The 19,925-nt window shown below is 65.1% G+C and carries 15 protein-coding genes; 7 read left to right on the forward strand and 8 right to left on the reverse strand.

Annotated features, from left to right (window positions below; genetic code table 11):
* Positions 1 to 67: 67 nt before the first annotated feature.
* From AB7F49_RS17875 to AB7F49_RS17885, 3 genes are read right to left on the reverse strand one after another with little or no spacing between them, the layout of a single operon-like run.
* Positions 68 to 895 (reverse strand): CmcJ/NvfI family oxidoreductase, encoded by an 828-nt coding sequence (locus tag AB7F49_RS17875; RefSeq protein ID WP_428524727.1) that lies wholly within the window; start codon positions 893 to 895, stop codon positions 68 to 70.
* A 23-nt stretch (positions 896 to 918) separates the two neighbouring features.
* Entirely contained in the window at positions 919 to 2,979 is a 2,061-nt protein-coding gene (locus AB7F49_RS17880) for a bifunctional aldolase/short-chain dehydrogenase (RefSeq protein ID WP_428524729.1), read from the reverse strand.
* Between the two features lie 19 nt (positions 2,980 to 2,998).
* Positions 2,999 to 6,016: an Rne/Rng family ribonuclease gene (locus AB7F49_RS17885; protein WP_428524731.1), complete on the reverse strand. Its 3,018-nt coding sequence runs from the start codon at positions 6,014 to 6,016 to the stop codon at positions 2,999 to 3,001.
* Between the two features lie 827 nt (positions 6,017 to 6,843).
* Here AB7F49_RS17885 and AB7F49_RS17890 point away from each other — a divergent pair.
* Both AB7F49_RS17890 and AB7F49_RS17895 read left to right on the forward strand, forming a co-directional pair.
* Complete coding sequence (locus AB7F49_RS17890; RefSeq protein ID WP_428524733.1) at positions 6,844 to 7,209, forward strand: DUF3597 domain-containing protein; 366 nt, start codon at positions 6,844 to 6,846, stop codon at positions 7,207 to 7,209.
* A 207-nt stretch (positions 7,210 to 7,416) separates the two neighbouring features.
* The gene (locus tag AB7F49_RS17895; protein WP_428524734.1) at positions 7,417 to 7,620 is read left to right on the forward strand and encodes a hypothetical protein; all 204 of its coding nucleotides are present in this window, start codon (positions 7,417 to 7,419) and stop codon (positions 7,618 to 7,620) included.
* Between the two features lie 80 nt (positions 7,621 to 7,700).
* Here AB7F49_RS17895 and AB7F49_RS17900 read toward each other — a convergent pair whose 3' ends face one another.
* The 3 genes from AB7F49_RS17900 to AB7F49_RS17910 form a co-directional block, all read right to left on the reverse strand.
* Positions 7,701 to 7,961, reverse strand: coding sequence for a PilZ domain-containing protein (locus tag AB7F49_RS17900; protein WP_428524736.1), 261 nt, complete (start codon positions 7,959 to 7,961; stop codon positions 7,701 to 7,703).
* Between the two features lie 132 nt (positions 7,962 to 8,093).
* On the reverse strand, positions 8,094 to 9,587 hold the full coding sequence (locus AB7F49_RS17905) for a sulfatase-like hydrolase/transferase (protein ID WP_428524738.1): 1,494 nt from the start codon (positions 9,585 to 9,587) through the stop codon (positions 8,094 to 8,096).
* A gap of 41 nt (positions 9,588 to 9,628) precedes the next feature.
* Positions 9,629 to 11,176 carry a sulfatase-like hydrolase/transferase gene (locus tag AB7F49_RS17910; protein WP_428524740.1) on the reverse strand — a complete coding sequence of 516 codons (1,548 nt, stop codon included), beginning with the start codon at positions 11,174 to 11,176 and terminating at the stop codon, positions 9,629 to 9,631.
* A gap of 101 nt (positions 11,177 to 11,277) precedes the next feature.
* Between AB7F49_RS17910 and AB7F49_RS17915 the strand changes: the two genes are divergently transcribed.
* Both AB7F49_RS17915 and AB7F49_RS17920 read left to right on the forward strand, forming a co-directional pair.
* The gene (locus AB7F49_RS17915; protein WP_428524742.1) at positions 11,278 to 11,751 is read left to right on the forward strand and encodes a MarR family winged helix-turn-helix transcriptional regulator; all 474 of its coding nucleotides are present in this window, start codon (positions 11,278 to 11,280) and stop codon (positions 11,749 to 11,751) included.
* A 16-nt stretch (positions 11,752 to 11,767) separates the two neighbouring features.
* Complete coding sequence (locus tag AB7F49_RS17920; protein ID WP_428524744.1) at positions 11,768 to 12,739, forward strand: Bug family tripartite tricarboxylate transporter substrate binding protein; 972 nt, start codon at positions 11,768 to 11,770, stop codon at positions 12,737 to 12,739.
* A 35-nt stretch (positions 12,740 to 12,774) separates the two neighbouring features.
* Here the strand turns inward: AB7F49_RS17920 and AB7F49_RS17925 are convergent, their stop codons facing one another.
* Both AB7F49_RS17925 and AB7F49_RS17930 read right to left on the reverse strand, forming a co-directional pair.
* Positions 12,775 to 13,035, reverse strand: a complete 261-nt coding sequence (locus AB7F49_RS17925) for a PilZ domain-containing protein (RefSeq protein ID WP_428524746.1) — start codon at positions 13,033 to 13,035, stop codon at positions 12,775 to 12,777.
* 240 nt (positions 13,036 to 13,275) lie between these two features.
* A complete protein-coding gene (locus AB7F49_RS17930) occupies positions 13,276 to 14,112 on the reverse strand; it encodes an alpha/beta fold hydrolase (protein WP_428524748.1) in 837 nt (278 codons plus the stop codon).
* Between the two features lie 356 nt (positions 14,113 to 14,468).
* Here AB7F49_RS17930 and AB7F49_RS17935 point away from each other — a divergent pair, with 356 nt between their 5' ends.
* The 3 genes from AB7F49_RS17935 (at position 14,469) to prfB (ending at position 19,581) form a co-directional block, all read left to right on the forward strand.
* Complete coding sequence (locus tag AB7F49_RS17935) at positions 14,469 to 15,671, forward strand: N-acetylmuramoyl-L-alanine amidase (protein ID WP_428524770.1); 1,203 nt, start codon at positions 14,469 to 14,471, stop codon at positions 15,669 to 15,671.
* Between the two features lie 156 nt (positions 15,672 to 15,827).
* The gene (locus AB7F49_RS17940) at positions 15,828 to 18,353 is read left to right on the forward strand and encodes a penicillin-binding protein 1A (RefSeq protein WP_428524750.1); all 2,526 of its coding nucleotides are present in this window, start codon (positions 15,828 to 15,830) and stop codon (positions 18,351 to 18,353) included.
* 96 nt (positions 18,354 to 18,449) lie between these two features.
* Positions 18,450 to 19,581 (forward strand): peptide chain release factor 2 gene (gene prfB / locus AB7F49_RS17945; protein WP_428524752.1). Its coding sequence is split into 2 segments (ribosomal slippage): positions 18,450 to 18,518 and positions 18,520 to 19,581, totalling 1,131 coding nucleotides; the frame shifts between segments, so codons are not numbered across the junction.
* Positions 19,582 to 19,925: the final 344 nt, after the last annotated feature.

The following is a 19,925-nucleotide window of genomic DNA, read 5'->3' on the forward strand; positions in this document are numbered from 1 at the left end:
TCGACACCTTGTTGTGTGACGCGCGACCAGGCTCGCGGTCGTGGCTCGAAGAGCGCGTGGCGCGATCTCAGAAAAACGCCAGCGTCCTGATTTCGATGCTCTCGCGCGGGCGGGCATTCGGCGGCGCGGTCGGATCGTCGAAGGCGGTATGCGCGCTGAACCGGGCGCGGCCGTCCTTCAGCGAGTCATAGACCTTGAACACGATCGCCTCTTCCCGCCGCTGCAGCGGAAACCAGAACCATTGGTGACCGGGATTGTAGCTGACCGAATAGGTCTGGCCGATCCGGTCCGGATGGCGCCGTTCGGTGACGATCAGGTCGTTCACCGCGATGGTCTGCGCGTCGCAGAGCGCGAGCGGAAAGGTCTCGACCGGATAGCGGATCGGGCGCCAGACCTGGATGATGGCGAAGTGCCCGGCCAGCAGTCTGTCGGCTTCGTCGGGCAAGAGATCGCGCACGCGCTGCGGACCGGACCATTCGGTATAGTCGTTGTGCACGCGCGGCACGACCTCGCGGATCCTTCGCGCCGCGCGGTCGGCGTCATCGGCGGTGCGCAGCGTATGGTCGAACACCACGACACGCTTCGCGCCGCTCTGCGCCTTGATCAGTTCGATCATCTCCGGATAATAGACATCGCGCAATTGCGTCTCGTCGAAGAAGTCGGTGACCGCGGTCTCGTGCCAGGCCAGCAGGAAGCCTTCGCCGTCGAGCGAGGTCTCGAACTTCCGGCCGTTGCGAATGACGACCGGATGCGGGTCCAGCGTCCCGAGCGTCTTCATTTCGGTCGAGCCGCCGCCGACCGGCTCGACCACGATCTTCTGGCCGTCATTCTTCACATAATTCAGCGTGGCCTCGATGGAGGCGATGTCGCGGCTCTGCGTTGCGAGTTGCATCATGCCGTCTCCCCGGGTTTTCCACGTTACCGTAACGCGGCGGCGATGTTTCCGCCATCGACGGTGGTCACGTCGGCGGTGGTCTTCAGCGCCAGTGCCTGATGCAGGAAGGCCTGCGCCACGTCGTCGGCGGTGACTTCCCGTTTGAGCAGGTTGCCGGCCATGTAGTCGGCCTCGCTCACGCCCCGCGCCTTTGCCCGCTCGGCGATGAAGTCGTCGGTCAGCAGGCCGGAACGGATGCGGTCGGCATTGACCGCATTCGACCGGATGCCGTCTGCGCCGTAGTCGAGCGCATATTGACGCGCGAGGAACAACGTCGCCGCTTTCGGCAGGCCATAGGGTCCGAAATCGGGTCCCGGATTGATCGCCTGTTTGGATGCGTTGAAGAGCAGGCAGCCCCCGGTGCCCTGCGCCAGCATGATGCGGACCGCATTCCGTGCGACCCGCTGGTGCGAAAAAAAATTCAGCTCGAAGCTTCCGCGCAGGGTGGCATCGTCGACCGCGCCGATCTTTCCCTGAAAGGCGGCGCCGGCATTCGACACCACGATGTCGACGCCGCCGAAAGTCTCGGCGATTGTGTCGAAGGCCCCACGCACCGACGCGTCGTCGGTGACGTCGCAGGGTAGCGCGAGCGCAGTACCGCCGATCGCCCTCGCTTTCCCGGTGACGGCGTCGGCGTCGATATCCAGCAGCGCGACCTCCGCTCCGGCCGCAGCAAGCGCTTTCGCCGTCGCAAAGCCGATGGCGCCGGCCGCCCCTGTGACAACCGCGATCTGTCCTGCCAGCGGCAGCTCCTTCGCCGTGCCGAGCTTGGCCTGTTCCAGCGACCAGTATTCCACGTCGAACATGTCGGCCTCGCCGATCGGCGAGTAGCGGCCGATCGCTTCGGCTTCGGTAATGGCCTCCACTGCCGCTTCCGCCAGATCGGCTGCAACGCGCGCGTCCTTCTTGGTGCGGCCCAATCCGAACAGCCCGAGCCCGGGCACGAGGACGACCCGCGGCGCCGGATCGAGCATGCTCCTGTTTCCGCCGGCGCGGGCGTTGTTGCGCGCGAAATAGGCGAGATAGCGTTCGGCGAAGGCGGTCGCGGCTTCGCGGACGCCGGTCCGGAAATCCGCAAGCCTGCCGCCATCCGGAGCGGGGACAATCATCGGCCAGTTCTTGGTGCGGATGGTATGGTCCGGCGTAATCACGCCGGCCGTAGCGTAGCGCGCGGCCTCGGCGCCGCCGACGAAATTCAGGATCGCGTCGCTGCCCCGGAAATCCAGAATGAGCCGCTTCCAGGCGCCTTCGATTTTCGGATCGGGGAGGGCGGCGGCGCCACGCAGGATCGGCGCGATCTCCGCCAGCGCTCCGGCGCTTTGCGGCAATTGCGCGCTGACGAACACCGCCTTGCGGTTCTTCGCCAGCCGCGCTTCCGCGAGCGTGACCATCTCGATCATGCGCTCATAGGCTTGGCGCGCGGTGTCGCCGAAGGTGAACAGGCCGTGCTTGTCGAGGATCAGGCCTTCGACATCCGGGTCGGCGTCGAACACATCGGCCGCTTCCTTCGCTAGCGCGAAGCCCGGCATGATGTAGCGCACGAAGCCCATGCGGGCGCCATAGACCTCGTCGCACAGGTCACGGCTGTTCTCCTGATCCACCAGGCCAAGCACCGCGGTGGCATGGGTATGGTCGACGAATCTGTGCGGCAGGAAGGCGTGCAGCAGCGTCTCGACCGACGGATTCGGCGCCATCGGGTCGATCAGGTTGGCGCGCTGAATTCGCACCATCTCCTCGTCGGACATCGACTCGCGCGTTCGGGACTTGCGCAGGTTGTCGAGCCGAACCGCGGGCAGCCCGGCGGGCTCGATACGGCCCATGTCCCAGCCCGAGCCCTTGACGCAGAGAACGCCGGTCTCCTCGCCATTGAGATCGCGCATGCGCGTCTTCACCGAGGTGTTGCCGCCGCCATGCAGCACGAGTTTCGGATCGCGGCCCAGCAGGCGTGTCGTGTAGACGCGCAATGCGATATCGGCCGGGATCGCGTCGCCTTCGTACCGCGCGACGACAGCCCGCGCGTCGGATTCCACCCACGCGCTTTTCATGGTCCACTCCGCGCGACGCTCAGCCGCGCCGCGACCACCAGCCCAGGCGCCGCGGTTTGTCCGCGGCTTCCGCCTGCGCGGGCTCGTCAGGCTGCGCGGACTGAACCGGAGCGGGCGGGGGAGGACTCGGCGGCGCATAGGCGGGGTCGTCGATCGAGGTGAAGGCCGGTGGCGCCTCACGCACGGTCGACCTGCGCCGCGTCGGCCGCTCCGCAGTCGGTTCGGGAACTGCGGCTTGTTCGGGTGCGGGCTCGGGCGATGCGGTCGTGGTCCTGGCGGGTTCGGCGATGGCCGGCTCCGGTTCGGTCGCCGGTTGTTCGGTCACGACGATCCGTTGCGGCTCGTCCTGCGCGCTGTCGTCATCGCTGGCGGCCACGCCATTGCTCTCGCGGGCGGGCTCGCCGTCCTGCGCTTGCGCCTCGTCGCCCTCGTCTTCGCGCCCGCGCCGGTTGCGGCGTCCGCCGCGGCGCCCGCGCCGCCTGCGGCGCTTGTCGCCATCGCCGTTGGCGGCGACGGTCTCGGCATCGCCTTCACCCTCATCGGATTCGGTGTCGGCGGTCTCCGCATTGTCCTCCTCGCCCGGCTCGGCGGCGGCAAGATCAGGGCTTTCGACATGTTCGCGCTCGCCGTCACGGCCGCGTCCTCGCCGTCCGCGGCGGCGCTTCCGGCGACCGCCGCGTTCGCGGCCATCGTCACCGGTCTCGGCGGCTTCGCCGGACGAAACCTCTTCGCCCTCGGCTTCGATCTCGTCGAGCACGTCGTCGCCCATGTCTTCGGGCGATTCGCCCTCATAGGCCGGGATCGTGTCCGGCCGGATGGTGGCGGCGATCGCTCTGGCCTGGTCGATCGACATGATCTGCTCTCCGCGATCGATGGCGAAGGACGGATGACCGGTCAGGCTCGGATCGACATTGACCGCGACCGAAATCTTGAACCGTTCCTCCAGCATGCGCAGATGCGCGCGCTTGTGGTTGAGAACGTAGATCGCGACGTCCGAACGCGAGCGCACGATCAGATTGTGGGTCGCGCCCTTCAGCAATGTCTCCTCGACGGCGCGCACCAGTTGGAGCGCGACCGAGGAGACGGCGCGGACGTGTCCGGTGCCGCCGCAATGCGGGCAGACCTCGGTCGAGCTTTCCAGCACCGACGAGCGGATGCGCTGGCGGGACATTTCCATCAGCCCGAAATGCGAGATGCGGCCGACCTGGATGCGGGCGCGGTCGCTCTTCAATGCTTCCTTGAGCTTTCTCTCGACCGCGCGGTTGTTGCGGCCTTCGTCCATGTCGATGAAGTCGATCACGATCAGGCCGGCGAGGTCGCGCAGTCGAAGCTGGCGGGCGATTTCGGCCGCGGCCTCGATGTTGGTCTTGGTCGCGGTCTCCTCGATCGAATGCTCGCGGGTGGCGCGGCCGGAATTGACGTCGATTGCGACCAGCGCCTCGGTCTGGTTGATCACGACATACCCGCCGGACTTCAGCTGCACCGTGGGCTGGAACATGGCATCGAGCTGCGGCTCGATGCCATAGCGGGTGAAGATCGGCTGGGCGTCGCTATAGGACACCACATTCTTCACCGCGCTCGGCATCAGCATGCGCATGAAGTCTTTCGCTTCGCGATAGGCGCCTTCGCCTTCGACCACGATCTCCTCGATGTCCTTGTGATAGAGGTCGCGGATCGCCCGCTTCACCAGCGAGCCTTCCTCGTAGACCAAAGTGGGGGCGGTCGATTTCAGCGTGAGATCGCGCACCGTCTCCCACAGCCTCAGCAGATATTCGAAGTCGCGCTTGATCTCGAGCTTGGTGCGCGAGGCACCGGCGGTGCGCAGGATCACGCCCATGCCCTCAGGCACTTCGAGTTCCTCGGCGATCTCCTTCATGCTCCTGCGGTCTTCCGCATTGGTGACCTTGCGGGAGATGCCGCCGCCGCGTGCGGTATTCGGCATCAGCACCGAATAGCGGCCGGCGAGCGACAGATAGGTGGTCAGCGCCGCGCCCTTGGTGCCGCGTTCTTCCTTCACGACCTGGACCAGCATGACCTGGCGGCGCTTGATGACTTCCTGGATCTTGTAATGACGGCGATAGCGCGGCGCCCGCTCCATCACCTCCTCGATGGCGTCACCGCCGACCGATTCGACGACCTCCTCTTCTTCCGATTCCTCGCCATCGTCGTCATCGTCGGACTCGTCGTCATCCGAATCGTCGGAGACGGCCTGCTCGCCGCCCTCGGCGTCGGAATGAGCCGCAAGATCCTGCGGCTCGGATTCGGCAATCTCCTCGACGATATCGGGGGAGGCGCGGTCGGAATCCGCGGTCTCCGGCGCTGACGCAGCGCTCTCGGCCGGCATCGCTGCGGGTTCGGGTCTCGCTTCGGCCTCGACCGGCAATGCGGTCTGCTCCGAAGCGGTCTGCTCTGGAGTGGCCTGCTCTGGAGTGGCCTGCTCTGGAGCGGTCTGCTCCGCGTCGGATTGGGCCGCCGGTTCGGCGAGCGGTGCCGCTGCCGCGACATCGCCAGCCGCGGTTTCGCCATGTGACTCGTCGACGGGATGGTCGTGCTCGGAAGGGATGGGCGCAAGTGAATCGCCGGTCCCCTCGGTCACGGCTTGCGGCACATCGCCGTCGGTCGGTTGCGCGTCGACAGTTTCGCTCTTGACCACGTCGCGGTTGCGATTGCGGCTGGCGCCACGCCCCCGATGGCGGCCACGACGGCCGCCGCGGCGCTGCTCGCCGCCATTGTCATCCTCGTCGCGCTGGGCTCGCCGCTCGTCGTCGAGCAGCGCCTGACGGTCGGCGACCGGGATCTGGTAATAGTCCGGATGAATTTCAGAAAAGGCGAGGAAGCCGTGCCGGTTTCCTCCGTAATCGACGAAGGCGGCCTGCAGCGACGGCTCTACGCGCGTGACCTTGGCCAGATAGATATTGCCGCGGAGCTGCTTGCGGCTTGCGCTCTCAAAGTCGAATTCCTCGACACGATTGCCACGCAGGACGACCACCCGGGTCTCTTCCGGATGGGTCGCGTCGATCAGCATTTTGTTGGACATCGAATCTTCTCTTGGCCCCGGGCGGCGCTGCGTCCGTCAGGCGGAGCTCGCGCGTCGAAACGCGGCGCGGGCAACCGGGGAATGGTGTGCGTGAATGAGTGGGTCTTGCGATCGTGCGCGAGCCGATCTCGCGATCACGGACGTATCCGCGTGTCGGAGAGCTGCCCCTGGCTTCCACCTGCGCCATCACTTCAAAACCCGTGGCGGGCGACCGCTGCTCTTGGCGCGGCCGCAATTCCTTGTTTCGCTTGCGTTTTCACATGGCGCCCTGTTCTTGTACTGGCGCCTGCCCCAGCCGTCCTTGCGACCCAATCGCCTTTGTCCTGCGCTGAATCCCAAGACTCACAAACTCGCTGACACTGGCTGACGGACAGCCCGCCGCCTGCACATGGCAGGGGGTCGAGTGATGCCCAACGTTCGCCAGCTCTGCGTCCGGACCCTCATGCCGGCGCTGTCTTCGTGGCGAACGTGCCGGTGCCTGAACGCGGCACGCCCGGAACGGTGCAAACCGTAAGCATCACCTTATTAAGCCGCACATGAACGGATAGCAAGTGAGCAATCGTCGGCGATGCCTGATATGCATGCGTTAACTCATTCGATTCGTTATATTTTTCAGTGGCTGGCAACGCGCGCCGCGGCGATGGTGTTGAGATACCCCCAACCGGACGCCGCCATGTCATCCGGATTTCACGATCGCGTTGAACACAAATTCCGCGCTGCCCCGCGGCGACATCGGCGAGAATTGGCACTACATTGCCGCCGTCCCTGGAGCGCTTGCTCGATGAGAACACGTGTTCGGTAGGCGACGTGCAAGCAGGAGGAATGAGATGAGCATTTTCGGGAAAATCTTGTCGGCCATTGGCCTCGGGTCGAGTTCGACCGCGGCGGGTACCGGGTCGGCCGCGGTGCCGGCGGGCGGCGGCACTGCGATGCAGCAGGTCGACGTCGAAAAGGTCGTGTCCGAATACGCTGCAAAGAAGAAAGAGAAACTCGACTGGAAGAAGTCGATTGTCGACCTGATGAAGGTGCTCGACCTCGATTCGAGTCTGAAAAACCGACAGGAGCTCGCCAAGGAGCTTGGCTATACCGGCGACATGAACGATTCCGCCAAGATGAATATCTGGCTGCACAAGCAGGTCATGACCAAGCTCGCGGAGAATGGCGGCAAGGTCCCGGACAGCCTGAAAGCCTGATCGTATCGCCATCCAGGCTTCGGCTTTTCGGCCCCGGTGCGATGAACACCGGGGCTTTTCTTTTGGCCTTGATGCACGAGCCGTGCGTCGCGACGCAAAGCCCGGCGCGCGGCCGGGAACCTATTCGCCGCTGCCGAGTTCCACAGCGCGGGACCGGTGAGTTCCATCTTGTGCCGGACGCGGCTCACTTTCTCGCATGGAGACATCATGGCCAAGCAATCGAGCAACGCCCTGTCACGGCTGGCATCGCGCATCCTGAAGGGCGCGGAGGCGACACGGAAGGACATCATGCAGCTGGCTGCTTCGGTGCTCAGCCAGGACGAAACCAGGGGCACGCGCAAGGCCAAGAAGCGCAAGGCCAAGAAGCGAAAGGCGGCGCCGAAAAAGCGCAAGGCGACGAAGCGGAAGTGACGCGTCGCGGACGTTGCGCGCGAACACGACAGCCGGCGGTGCGCAGCGAAACAATGGCGCGCCGCATCAGAGTCGGCCTCTCACCCGACGAACTTGACGCCGATGGAATGGCCGCGCTGCCAGCGCAATTCGCAACGCGGCCCCTCGCGCGACGAGCGGGTGAATGTCAGGTTGAAATGCTTCGGGATCCGGTCGCCCGGCCCGACATACAGGCGCGCACCGGTATCGGACAGGTCGACGACCTTGCAGGGGCGCAGGGCAAAGCTCCGGTCGAGAACCAGCCAGGCCTCTTTCTCGACCCGGTGTCGGGGAGCCCGTGATTTTCGTCCGAACAGCGCCATGCCCGCCAATGCGGTGACGCGGCCGAAGTTGCGGGTACTTGCAATCTTACGGAAACGACCCGCTTGCCCGCCGCGGCCCTTGCGGCGCAGCGGCGGCGTCGGACAACGGGCAAGGGCCGGCATGACCGGCGGCTACGCGTTGTCCGGGCGGAGCGGATCGCGCCATCGTACCGACAGAGCCGGATTGGGCGCAGGCGTGCCGCTTGCCGCCGCGCGGCCGAGATCGAACGCAGCGTCCGCGCCGCCAAGCCGCTCGATCAAGGCGGCCTGATCGCGCTTGGCTTCGCGGTCGACAGCCTCGGGGTCGCAGATCGCGAGCAGGGCGTCATGCATCCGGGCGAGCACCGCACTGTGTTCGGGCGAGGCCGCGAGATTGGTCGTCTCTTCAGGATCGGTATCGAGATCGAACAGTTCGGGCGCGTGGCGCACATAGTAATGATACTTCCAGCGGCCGCGGCGGACCATGTAGCCGGCCGTGTTCGATCCGACGGCGTGATACTCGCTGAACACCGCCCGGTCCGGATCGTAGGGTTGTCCCGCGATGGCATGCAGGGACCGGCCGCTGGCGTCGGGAAGGACGCTCGCGGCATCAAGTCCTGCGCTCTCCACGAGCGTGACCGACAGATCGAGCAGGCTGACCGGCGTCTCGCAATGTCCGCGCTCAAACCCCGGTCCCGCGACAATGAGCGGGATGTCGGTCGATTCCCGGTACAGGTTCGATTTTCCCCATTGTCCGCGCGCGCCCAGATTGTCGCCGTGATCCGACGCGTAGATGACGCGGGTCGAAGCCGTGAGGCCGGCATCCTCCAGCGCGGTCAGGATGCGGCCGACATTGTGGTCGAGCCACGAGACCAGTCCGTAATAGGCGGCGATGGCGGTCCGGCGTTCGATGTCATCCTTCAGTGTCGCCTCGTGGCTCCAGAAATCTTCGTGCTCCTGGAGCCATGGATGAAGCCTGTAGCCGGTCCGCGGATGAAGCTTCGGCTCCGGAAGCGAGCCGAGCGGATATCGTTCGAAGAATTGCGGCGGCGCGACCAGCGGAAAATGCGGCGCGACGAATCCGACATACAGGCACCAGGGCTCGCGCGCTGTTTTTGTCCTGTCGTGCAGCCAGGCAACGGCCCGATCGGCAATGGCGTGATCGTAGCGCGTGTAATCCGATTCTCCCGGGCCGATATAATTGCCGAGCATCCGCTTCCCTTCCGGGCGCCGCGCCGGCAGCGGATCGCGGATCGAGGCCCAGACCATGCCGATGCCCTGATGCAGGTGCATCGGAATATGCTCGACATCGAATCCGGTCGGCAGATTGCTGCTTCGGTAATGCAGCTTTCCGATCGACTCGACCGGCATTCCGGCTTCTTGCAAGGCATGGCCCCAGCCGCGCACCCGGCCATCATAGCCGAACGAATTGTCCCAATAGCGGCATCGGTTGACATATTGGCCGGTGGCAAATGCGGCGCGCGCCGGTACGCAGATCGGGCTCGGCGTTACCGCATTGGTGAACATCGTGCCGCGCGCGGCGAGCCGGTCGAGATTCGGCGTCGAGACGAACGGATGCCCGGCGCAGCCCATGGCGCGCGCCTGATGCTCGTCCGACAGGATCACGAGCGTGTTGGCGGGGGTCATTGTTGCGCCTCCGGAAGTTCAGGCCGAAGTCAGGCCGTAGTTCACGCCATGCCGACAGGTTCGCGGATCGGACCGGCATCGTTCGGTCGCGACAGGATCATGTCCATCAGGCTCGCGCGCAAGGCGGCGCTACCCGCATCGGCGAAGCGATTGTGCCGTTCGTAAGGGTCGCTTGCGAGATCGTAGAGCTCGCCATCTCCCGAACGCAGATCGACCGTGAGCTTGTGGGTTTTGGTCCGCACCGTTCTGAGGCTGAGTGCGACGCCGGCGCGCTGGGGATGCAGTTCCCATTCGCTGCGCGCGAAGACGCGGGCACCGCCATGGCCCTCGACCAGCGGGCGGAGCGACGCGCCGTGCTGGGTTTGCAGCGCTGAAGCGCCGGCATAATCGACAAAGGTCGCGCCGAGATCGAGCGTGGACACCGGATCGTCGATCACCTTGCCGTTCGGGACGCCCGGTCCGCGCAGGATCAGTCCGACGCGCAGCAGCCCTTCGTACGGCATTGGTCCTTTCAGGATCAGGCCGTGATCGCCGAGCCAGTCGCCGTGGTCGGCAGTAAAGACGACGATGGTGTCGTCCGCGAGTCCCAGTTCGTCGAGCGCGATCAGGATGCGGCCGACATTGTGATCGATCAGCGAGACCATGCCGTAGGTATTGGCGATGATCTCGCGCAATTGCCGGTCGCTCTGCGGCGCGATGCGGCTGTAGGACTTGCGGATGGCGGCGCGTTCCGGCGCGCCGGCGGGTTCGCTCTCGAGCGCCGCACGATGCCACCAAGGCCGGTCGTCGAGATTGCGCGTGCGGTAACGCGGAAGATCGACCTCGTCGGGATGATGCAGCCGCGACCACGGCTCGGGGCAGTCGAACGGGTGATGCGGATCGGGAAACGACACCCAGAGACAGAACGGATCGTCATGCTTGCGCTTGAGCCAGTCGATGGCGCGATCGGCGGTCCATGTCGTGTTGTGCCAGGCCACCGGCAAGCGCGAATGCCAGCATTGCGCGGCGTCGCCAGTGTTGCCGGCATTGTCGCGATACAGCGTGTTCTTCTCGTCGCCGTGACCGTCGGCATAGAACCAGCGCTCGTAATGCTGTCCGCGTGGCGGCTTCTCGGGCAGGAACCAGTTATGGCCGATCAGCATCAGCTCCACATGCTGGAAGCCCATATAGGGTCCGTGCCAGTCCGCTCCGTAATTGGCCGAAGAGACGATGCATTCCGGCGTGCCGGTCGGATTGAATGTGTGGTAGGTCGAAAAATGCGCCTTGCCGATGAAGGCGGTGTCGTAACCCGCGTGCGCTAGCGAACCGGCAAAGCCTCTTTCGCCGACCTCGGGTGACAGATCGATCCCGTTGTCGTGCACGCCGTGGGTAAGCGGCAATTGTCCGGTGAGGATCGAGGCGCGCGCCGGCTGACACACCACGCTTGGACAGATACAGGCCGAAAACCGCGTGCCGTCGCGTGCCAGCGCATCGAGATGCGGCGTCTTCACCTTGCGGCCCTCGAAGCCGAAGCAGTCGCCACGCTGCTGATCGGAGGTGATCAGAACAATATTCGGCCGCCTCGCGCCCAAGCCCATGCCCACGCCCATGTCGGTCTCCGCTGTCGCAGACGGAAATGTGGCGACGGTTTCGTTGACTTGTCAAGCAATCCGCGACGGTGCATAATCCGGCGCGGAGCGGGGATTGCGCGATGTCACGTCTCGCTGAGGTCAAACTGGAAGACGGAGCCGGGCTGCCGGTCGAGCAGTTCCTGACCTATCGGCTGCATGCGCTGCATAGCGCCCTCAACCGGCAAGCCTCCGTCATTCTCGAACGCGCATCCGGTCTGCGGCTTCCGGAATGGCGGGTGATCGCGCTGCTCGGCACCGGCGCTACCCTCAATGCAACGAAGATCGGGCAGATTTCGGCGATCGACAAAGGTCTTCTGAGCCGCATCCTTGCCGGCCTGAAGATGCGCGGACTGATCTCGATCGTGACCGATGCGAACGACCGAAGGTCGAGCCTGGTCGCGCTCACCGCGAAAGGACGCGCGGTCTACCACAAGACCATTCCCCATATGCAGGCGCGCCAGCGCGCGCTGATGCAGGCGTTGAACAAGAGCGAGCAAATCGCCGTGTTTCCAATCATCGGCAAGCTGCTCTGCGCAGCGAACGAGCCGGGATAACAGGGAGGGTGAATCGATGTCCTTGCAATCGCTGAAGACCGCCATGCTGCTTGCGGTGTTCGCCGTGATGTTCGGCGCGCCGCAGGCATCGGCGCAAGGCTCCGACTGGCCGAAGGCCCGGCCGATCACGTGGCTGATCGGTTTTGCCCCGGGAGGCGCCGCCGATACCATCACGCGCGCGGTCGCCGACCGCGTCTCGAAAAAGATCGGTCAGACCATCGTGATCGAGAACCGCACCGGCGGCGTCGGCACCATCGCGCTGAATGCGGTGACATCGGCGCAGCCCGACGGCTATACGCTGATCACCATTCCGGGTCCGATCCTGTATGGGCGCCCGACGCCGGCGGTCGGGCCCGACCTTGAGTCCGTGGCGCTGCTCGGCACGGGCCCGATGCTGCTGGCCGGGCCGGCGAGCGCCGACATTCCCGATCTGAAAGCGTTCATCGCGCGCGCCAAAGCCGAACCGTCGAAATTCAATTTCGGTTCCTCCGGCAACGGTTCCTCCCAGCACATCGCGGGCGAATTGTTCAACGACAAGGCCGGCACCAAAATCGCGCATGTGCCATATCGCGGCGGCGCGCAGGTGACCAAGGATGTCCTCGGCGGCGTCATCCAGCTGGCAGTGTCCGGCGTCGGCCCGCTGGCCCCGCATATCAAGGCCGGCAAGCTGCGCGGCTATGCGGTGACCACCACCACGCGTTTTCCGACGATTCCCGATGTGCCGACGCTCGCCGAACTCGGCTTCGATGGGGTCGATCTCAGCCAGTGGTTTGGCGTCGCGACCGTGAAGGGGACCCCGCCTGCGATCGTCGGGCGGCTCAACGAGGAGATCAACGCCGCGCTGGCGGCGCCCGAGATTCAGCAGCTCATGCTGAGTCAGGGGCTGACCGCGACGGCGCTGCCGGCGGACGCCTTCGCCAGGGCCTATGCCGCTGACAACGCGCTCTACAAGAGCCTGGCCGACAAGTTCGGAATCAAGGTGGAGTAGGGGGTGGGCCCGCGCCGCGGCGCAAGGCGGGGCGATCACGGGACGAATTTCACCCCGAAGATCTGTCCCCGCCGCCAGCGCAGGTCACAGCGCTTCCCGTCGCGAGTCGAGCGCGAGAATGTCAGGCGAAACTGTTTCGGCAGACGCGCCACGTCCTCGGTCCGGAGTTTCGCGCCCTCGCTCGACATGTCGATGATGGTGCAGGGCCGCAGGGCAAAGTCGGAATCGCCGGCAAGCCAGGCCGAGCGGTTCACCTTTTGCCGCGGCTTTCTGGATTTTCGTCCGAACAGGGTCATGGCGAGATCGGTTCTTGCTTGCGTCGGACGTGGGGAGAGCGCCCGGAATGTCCAGCGCCGGCCCGGCGGCGCGGGCAGGACGGCGCAGTTTGTTTGAGGACAAGGTTAAAGGTTGTGCCGGGCCGGCGCGTGCCGCTCAGTCGGCGCGACTTGGCGAGGCGGGCGACTTCATGCAGCGAATGTCGCGGACGAGCGCGCCGCTGCGCGACCTACCACGCAGCGGCGGGCGATCGCGATGCGTCAGCCTTTGACGAAGGCGAGCAGGTCCGGATTCACCACATCGGCATGCGTCGTGCACATGCCGTGCGGGAAGGTTTCATAGATTTTGAGCGTGCCGTTCTTCAGCAGCTTCGCCGACAGAAGCGCGGAATCGGCGATCGGCACGATCTGGTCGTCGTCGCCATGCATCACCAGCGTCGGCACGTCGATGGCCTTGAGGTCCTCGGTGAAGTCGGTCTCGGAAAACGCCTTGATGCCGTCGTAATGCGCCTTCGCGCCGCCGGCCATTCCCTGCCGCCACCAGTTCTGGATCACCGCCTCCGAGACTTTCGCGCCCGGCCGGTTGAACCCGTAGAACGGGCCGCTCGGGAGATCACGATAGAATTGCGAGCGGTTGTCGGCGAGCTGCTTGCGCAATCCGTCGAACACCGCGATCGGCAGACCGCCGGGATTGTCCGGCGTCTTGACCATGATCGGCGGCACCGCACCGATCAGAACCAGCTTGGCGACGCGGCCCTGCGGCTGCCCGTGGCGCGCGACATAGCGGGCGGCCTCGCCGCCGCCGGTCGAATGTCCCATATGCACCGCATTCTTCAGGTCGAGATGCTCGAACACCGCGGACGCGTCGGCGGCATAATGATCCATGTCGTGGCCGTCGCTGACCTGTGACGACCGGCCATGGCCGCGGCGGTCATGCGCGACGACGCGATAGCCGTTGTGCACGAAGAACAGCATCTGCGTGTCCCAGTCGTCGGACGTCAGCGGCCAGCCGTGATGAAACACGATCGGCTGCGCGGTTTTCGGCCCCCAGTCCTTGTAGAAGATGTCGACCCCGTCCTTTGTGGTGACTTTGCTCATGGGCTGGTCCTTTCGGTGCGAAGGGTTTCGACGGTGCGGCGGTCGCCGGAACGACCGGCGCCGCGCAGGCGGCTGCGCGTTTGCCTAGCACGCAGGGGCGATGCATCGCACGGTCGCAGGCCTGTTCCATACATCTTCTGTGCCAGCCAGATGACACGAGCGGCACGAGACCGGTCGCGAACCGGCTGAAAAGCCCAAGGCTCCGCCGTCGCCCGGGCGCAACACCGCCGGGCGAACGGCTCCGCCGGCCTTAACAAGTCGTTAACTCGCCACTCCGTAAAGGCTAAGGATCAGGCGGGGAGGGCGACTCAGTGGCCGGCCGCTGGCGGATTGGTTGCATTACTGCCGCTGCGCTGATGCTGTGCGGGCCTTCGTCCGCGCTGGCCCAAGGCCGCGCGACCGCGGCGCTCCCGGTCGCGACCGATATCCGGGTGGCCGGCGACGACCAGCAGACGCGCCTGATCATGGACCTGACCGCCAATATCGGCGTGCGGGCCTTTACGCTCGCCGATCCGTACCGCGTGGTGGTCGACATTCCCCAGACCGTGTTCCAGTTGCCGCCGCACGCCGGGGAGAGCGGACGCGGGCTGGTCAAGGCCTATCGCTACGGGCTGGTGATGGCGGGCGGATCTCGCCTGGTGATTGACGTGAGCAGGCCGGTCCGCATCGAGAAGGCGGTGGTGCTGCAGGCCCGCGGCGGGGAACCGGCGCGGCTGGTGCTCGATCTGTCCGCCACCGATCGCGAGGCGTTCCTGCGGCATCTGGCGCTCGACCGCACCGCCCTGCGCGGGAGCAATGCAGGCGCGACCGCGTCCCGGCCGCAGGACCGGCAGGGCGATCCGCGGCCGCTGGTCGTGATCGATCCCGGCCATGGCGGCCCGGATACCGGCACCAAGGTCGGCGGCGGCGACGTCATGGAAAAGAACGTGGTGCTCGATTTCTCGCTGACGCTGCGCGATCAGCTCGAGAAAAGCGGCCGCTACCGGGTGGTGATGACGCGCACCGATGACAGTTTCATCCCGCTTGCCGAGCGCGTGAAATTCGCCCGCCACCGCCAGGCGCAGCTCTTCATCTCGGTGCATGCCGATGCGCTGCCGAAATCCGAGGGCGATACCCAGGGCGCGACCGTCTACACGCTGTCGGAGACCGCTTCCGACGCCGAAGCCGCCAAGCTTGCCGAGGCCGAGAACCGCTCCGACGTGATCGCCGGGATCGACCTCACCAAGGAGCCGGACGACGTCGCCGACATCCTGTTCGATCTTGCCCATCGCGAGACCAAGACCTTCTCCCACGCCTTTGCCCGTCTTCTGGTCGGGGAGATGAAGAATGCGGTGCGGCTGCACAAGAAGCCGCTGAAATCGGCGGGTTTCGTGGTTCTGAAGGCGCCGGACGTGCCCTCGGTGCTGATCGAGCTGGGCTACATGACCAACCGGCAGGACCTGCGGCTTCTGACCTCCGAAACCTGGCGGGCCAGGGCGGCGGGTACCATGGTGCAGGCCGTCGACCAGTTCTTCCGCACCCGGATTGCGGGCGCCGGGGCGTCCGCCGGCCGGCGGTAACCCGGCAGGCCCGAATTTTAACATAAAAGCGCCCCATCTAGCGGTCGCGTGCCGCTGTAAAATCAACGAAAATTCCGATATGATCGATATGTCTTTCAGCGCGCCCCCGCCGGCCTGTGCCGTGCGGGTTCGATTCGCACCAATGGTTGAACGATCATGAGACTGATGCTGCGCTTTTTCGGCTTTCTGTTCGCGGTCGGAACCATCCTGTTCCTGGTGGGTGTCGCCGGTGTCGCGGGCCTGATGTGGCATTACTCGAAGGACCTGCCGGACTATTCGCAGCTGCAGGATTACGAGCCGCCGGTGATGACGCGGGTGCATGCCAGCGACGGATCGCTGGTCGCCGAATATGCGCGCGAGCGGCGGCTCTATCTGCCGATCCAGGCGGTGCCGAAGCGGGTGATCCACGCCTTCCTCTCGGCCGAGGACAAGAATTTCTACGAGCATGGCGGGCTTGATTTTCAGGGCATGGCGCGCGCCGGCATCCTGTTCGCGCAGAATTACGGCACCGGCCGCCGCCCCCAGGGCGCCTCCACGATCACGCAGCAGGTGGCGAAGAATTTCCTCTTGACCAACGAGGTGTCATTCACGCGCAAGATCACGGAAGCGCTGCTCGCGATGAAGATCGAGCGCGCCTATACCAAGGACAAGATTCTCGAACTGTATCTCAACGAAATCTACCTCGGCTTCTCGGCATACGGGATTGCAGCCGCTTCGCTTCTCTATTTCGACAAGTCGGTTCATGAACTGACGATCGCGGAGGCGGCGTATCTGGCCGCGCTGCCGAAGGCGCCGTCGACGCTGCATCCGTTCCGCCAGCGCGAACGTGCGATCGAGCGACGCAATTACGTCATCGACCGCATGGTGGAGAATGGCTATGTCAAGTCCGAGGATGGCGACGCCGCAAAGAAGGCCCCGCTCGCCGTCACCGCGCGCACGACCGGATCGCATATCTTCGCCGGCGAATATTTCGCCGAGGAAGTGCGCCGCGAAATCTATGACCGTTACGGCGAGAAGAAGCTCTACGAGGGCGGCCTGTCGGTGCGTACGACGCTCGACCCGAAGCTGCAGCAACTCGCCCGCAAGTCGCTGATCGCCGGCATGATCCGTTATGACGAAAACCACGGCTATCGCGGCGCCCTCCAGAAGATCGACGTTTCGGGCGACTGGGGCGTCAAGCTTGCCGAGGTGAAGGCGCTGTCGGACATCGGCTGGAATCTCGCGGTGGTGCTGGAAACCTCCGACCAGTCGGCGCGCATCGGCTTTCAGCCGACGCGCGAGCCTGGTGGTGCGGTGGTGCGCGAGCGGCGCGTGGGCATCATCCCGATCGAGGGCGTCAAATGGGCGAAGGCCGCGGCCGGACCGCAGCGTGGCCGTGCCCCCGCCAAGGTCAGTCAGGTGCTCGAAGCCGGGGACGTGATCTATGTCGAGCCGCTGGGTGAAGCCAAGGACGGGCAGGAGGTCCAGTATCGCCTGCGCCAGATTCCTGAAATTTCCGGCGCCATCACGGTGATGGATCCGTGGACGGGCCGCGTGCTTGCGATGGTCGGCGGCTTCTCGTTCGATCAGAGCCAGTTCAACCGCGCAACGCAGGCGCTGCGGCAGCCGGGTTCTTCGTTCAAGCCGTTCGTTTACGCCGCCGCTCTCGACAACGGCTACACGCCGTCGACGGTGGTCATGGATTCCCCGATCTCGATCGACCAGGGGCCCGGCGCAGGAGTTTGGACGCCGCAGAACTATTCGGCCGGCAAGTTCTACGGCCCGCAGACCTTGCGGTTCGGCATCGAGTTTTCCCGCAACGTGATGACGGTGCGCCTCGCGCAGGATGTCGGCATGCCGCTCATCGCCGAATACGCCAAGCGTTTCGGCGTCTATGACGACCTGCCGCCCTATCTCTCCTTCGCGCTCGGCGCCGGCGAAACGACAACGCTGCGCATGACGGCCGCCTATTCGATGTTCGCCAATGGCGGACGCCGCATCAAGCCGACGCTTATCGATCGCATCCAGGATCGCTACGGGCACACCATCTACAAGCACGATCAGCGCGAATGCCGTGGCTGCGACGCCGACCGCTGGGCCAACCAGCCCGAACCGACCCTGATCGACAGGCGCGAGCAGGTCATCGATCCGATGACCGCCTATCAGATCACTTCGATGATGGAGGGCGTCGTCCAGCGCGGCACGGCGACCACCATTCGCGAGGTTGGCAAGCCGGTCGCCGGCAAGACCGGGACCACCAACGACGAGAAGGATGCCTGGTTTGTGGGTTTCTCGCCCGATCTCGCGGTCGGCGTGTATTTCGGCTTCGACAAGCCACGCTCCATGGGCCGCGGGTCCACCGGTGGCGGGATGGCGGCACCGGTCGTGCGCGATTTCCTGAAAGCGGCGCTCGCCGACAAGCCTGCGGTTCCGTTCCGGGTGCCTGCGGGCATCAAGCTGATCCGCATCGATCCGAAAAGCGGCATGCGGGCGGGACCAGGCTCCGACCGGGTGATTCTCGAGGCCTTCAAGCCGGGTACGGCGCCGCCGGATTCCTACTCGGTTGTCGGCTATTCCGACGGCGGCGGTGGCCATACGTCCGATCACGGCGGCGGCAGTCCGGCGCCGGTGGCAAGCCCGCCTCCGCAATCGATGAACCCGTTCGAACGGCTGTTCCGGCCGGGCCTTGGTGGATTGCATTGATCCGCGGCTGACAAATCCGCGTCCATCCCGTCCGTGACCGGTTGCGTGGCAGCCGGTCACCGGGTAAATGCGCCGTCACTCTCCCTGGTCAAAATCATGCGCGCAGAAACTGAAAGCGTTGTCGAGGACATCAAGCGGTCGGTCGGGCTGCTGAGGAGGCATCTTTGACTTCGATGCGTCCAATGCCCGGCTCGCCGAACTGAATCAGCTTTCCGAAGATCCCGCACTCTGGAACGATCCGCAGCGCGCATCCAGGGTCATGCAGGAGCGCAACGCGCTCGACGATCAGCTCAAGGCGATCGGGCGGATCGAGCAGGAACTCGAAGATCAGGTCGGCATGATCGAACTCGGCGAGGCCGAGAAGGACCAGACGGTCATTGTCGAAGCCGAGCAGGCTCTTGCGAAACTGAAGGCGGAGGCCGCGCGCCGCGAGCTCGAGGCCTTGCTGGCGGGTGAAGCCGATTCGTTCGACACGTTTCTTGAAGTCCATGCCGGCGCGGGCGGCACCGAGAGCCAGGACTGGGCGCAGATGCTGCTGCGCATGTTCGTACGCTGGGCGGAGCAGCATGACTACAAGGTCGAGTATCTCGAAGAATCGCCTGGCGAAGAGGCGGGGATCAAGTCGGCGACAGTGAAGATTACCGGCCGCAACGCCTATGGCTGGCTGAAATCAGAAAATGGCGTGCACCGGCTGGTGCGCATCTCACCCTTCGATTCGAACGCGCGGCGGCATACATCCTTCGCGAGCGTGAATGTCTATCCTGTGATCGACGATCGCATTGTCATCGACGTCAACGAAGCCGACGTCCGCACCGACACCATGCGCGCGCAGGGCGCGGGGGGTCAGCACGTGAACAAGACGGAATCGGCAATCCGCCTGACGCATGTTCCGACCGGGATCGTCGTGTTCTGTCAGAATGACCGCTCGCAGCACCGCAATCGCGCCCAGGCCTGGGACATGTTGCGTGCGAAGCTGTACGAAGCCGAACTGAAGCGGCGGGAAGAGAAAGCTGCCGCGGCAAACGCGGCCAAGACCGATATCGGCTGGGGCCACCAGATCCGGTCCTACGTGCTGCAGCCCTATCAGATGGTGAAGGACCTGCGGACCGGCGTATCCACATCCGATACCGCCGGGGTGCTTGACGGCGATCTCGATCAGTTCATGGCCGCAGCGCTTGCGCAGAAGGCATTTGGGGGCGGACCTGAGCAGATCGAGGACGTGGACTAGACACAGAAACGAAACGCGGCAGCGGGCAAAGTCCGATCACCAGCGCCAAGGAAGCGAAACGAGACAGCGCCGACGGAGGCGCGTACACGCTACGATCCGCAAGCTCGAAGCATCGCCGGGGCGAGCCAAGGCGGGGCATTGCCTGACTGATGCTGCCCCTGAGGCCCGCGCCGGCACGCCGCTCGTGTTGCTAAACGCCGCTACGCAAACGGCCGAACGATTCCGTCGGCGATCATCGCGGCTTCCTGCATCGGTGGCTCCATCGTAACCTCCGTGCTCGTGGCTTGCGTTGACCAGCGTGAATCATCCGGCGCGGAAGTCAAGTCACGAAACGTCGCAATGTG

It is taken from the genome of Pseudorhodoplanes sp. (genome assembly GCF_050250235.1).
In the GTDB taxonomy this organism is placed as follows: domain Bacteria; phylum Pseudomonadota; class Alphaproteobacteria; order Rhizobiales; family Xanthobacteraceae; genus Pseudorhodoplanes.

What these genes read in the sequence shown, in the direction of transcription:
- AB7F49_RS17880 (WP_428524729.1), bottom strand. Translation starts at nt 2,979, where the DNA reads ATGAAAAGCGCGTGGGTGGAATCCGACGCGCGGGCTGTCGTCGCGCGG.
- AB7F49_RS17925 (WP_428524746.1), bottom strand. Translation starts at nt 13,035, where the DNA reads ATGACCCTGTTCGGACGAAAATCCAGAAAGCCGCGGCAAAAGGTGAAC.
- AB7F49_RS17935 (WP_428524770.1), top strand. Translation starts at nt 14,469, where the DNA reads ATGCTGTGCGGGCCTTCGTCCGCGCTGGCCCAAGGCCGCGCGACCGCG.
- AB7F49_RS17940 (WP_428524750.1), top strand. Translation starts at nt 15,828, where the DNA reads ATGAGACTGATGCTGCGCTTTTTCGGCTTTCTGTTCGCGGTCGGAACC.
- AB7F49_RS17895 (WP_428524734.1), top strand. Translation starts at nt 7,417, where the DNA reads ATGGCCAAGCAATCGAGCAACGCCCTGTCACGGCTGGCATCGCGCATC.
- AB7F49_RS17910 (WP_428524740.1), bottom strand. Translation starts at nt 11,176, where the DNA reads ATGGGCGTGGGCATGGGCTTGGGCGCGAGGCGGCCGAATATTGTTCTG.
- AB7F49_RS17900 (WP_428524736.1), bottom strand. Translation starts at nt 7,961, where the DNA reads ATGGCGCTGTTCGGACGAAAATCACGGGCTCCCCGACACCGGGTCGAG.
- AB7F49_RS17905 (WP_428524738.1), bottom strand. Translation starts at nt 9,587, where the DNA reads ATGACCCCCGCCAACACGCTCGTGATCCTGTCGGACGAGCATCAGGCG.
- AB7F49_RS17875 (WP_428524727.1), bottom strand. Translation starts at nt 895, where the DNA reads ATGATGCAACTCGCAACGCAGAGCCGCGACATCGCCTCCATCGAGGCC.
- AB7F49_RS17915 (WP_428524742.1), top strand. Translation starts at nt 11,278, where the DNA reads ATGTCACGTCTCGCTGAGGTCAAACTGGAAGACGGAGCCGGGCTGCCG.
- AB7F49_RS17885 (WP_428524731.1), bottom strand. Translation starts at nt 6,016, where the DNA reads ATGTCCAACAAAATGCTGATCGACGCGACCCATCCGGAAGAGACCCGG.
- AB7F49_RS17930 (WP_428524748.1), bottom strand. Translation starts at nt 14,112, where the DNA reads ATGAGCAAAGTCACCACAAAGGACGGGGTCGACATCTTCTACAAGGAC.
- AB7F49_RS17890 (WP_428524733.1), top strand. Translation starts at nt 6,844, where the DNA reads ATGAGCATTTTCGGGAAAATCTTGTCGGCCATTGGCCTCGGGTCGAGT.
- AB7F49_RS17920 (WP_428524744.1), top strand. Translation starts at nt 11,768, where the DNA reads ATGTCCTTGCAATCGCTGAAGACCGCCATGCTGCTTGCGGTGTTCGCC.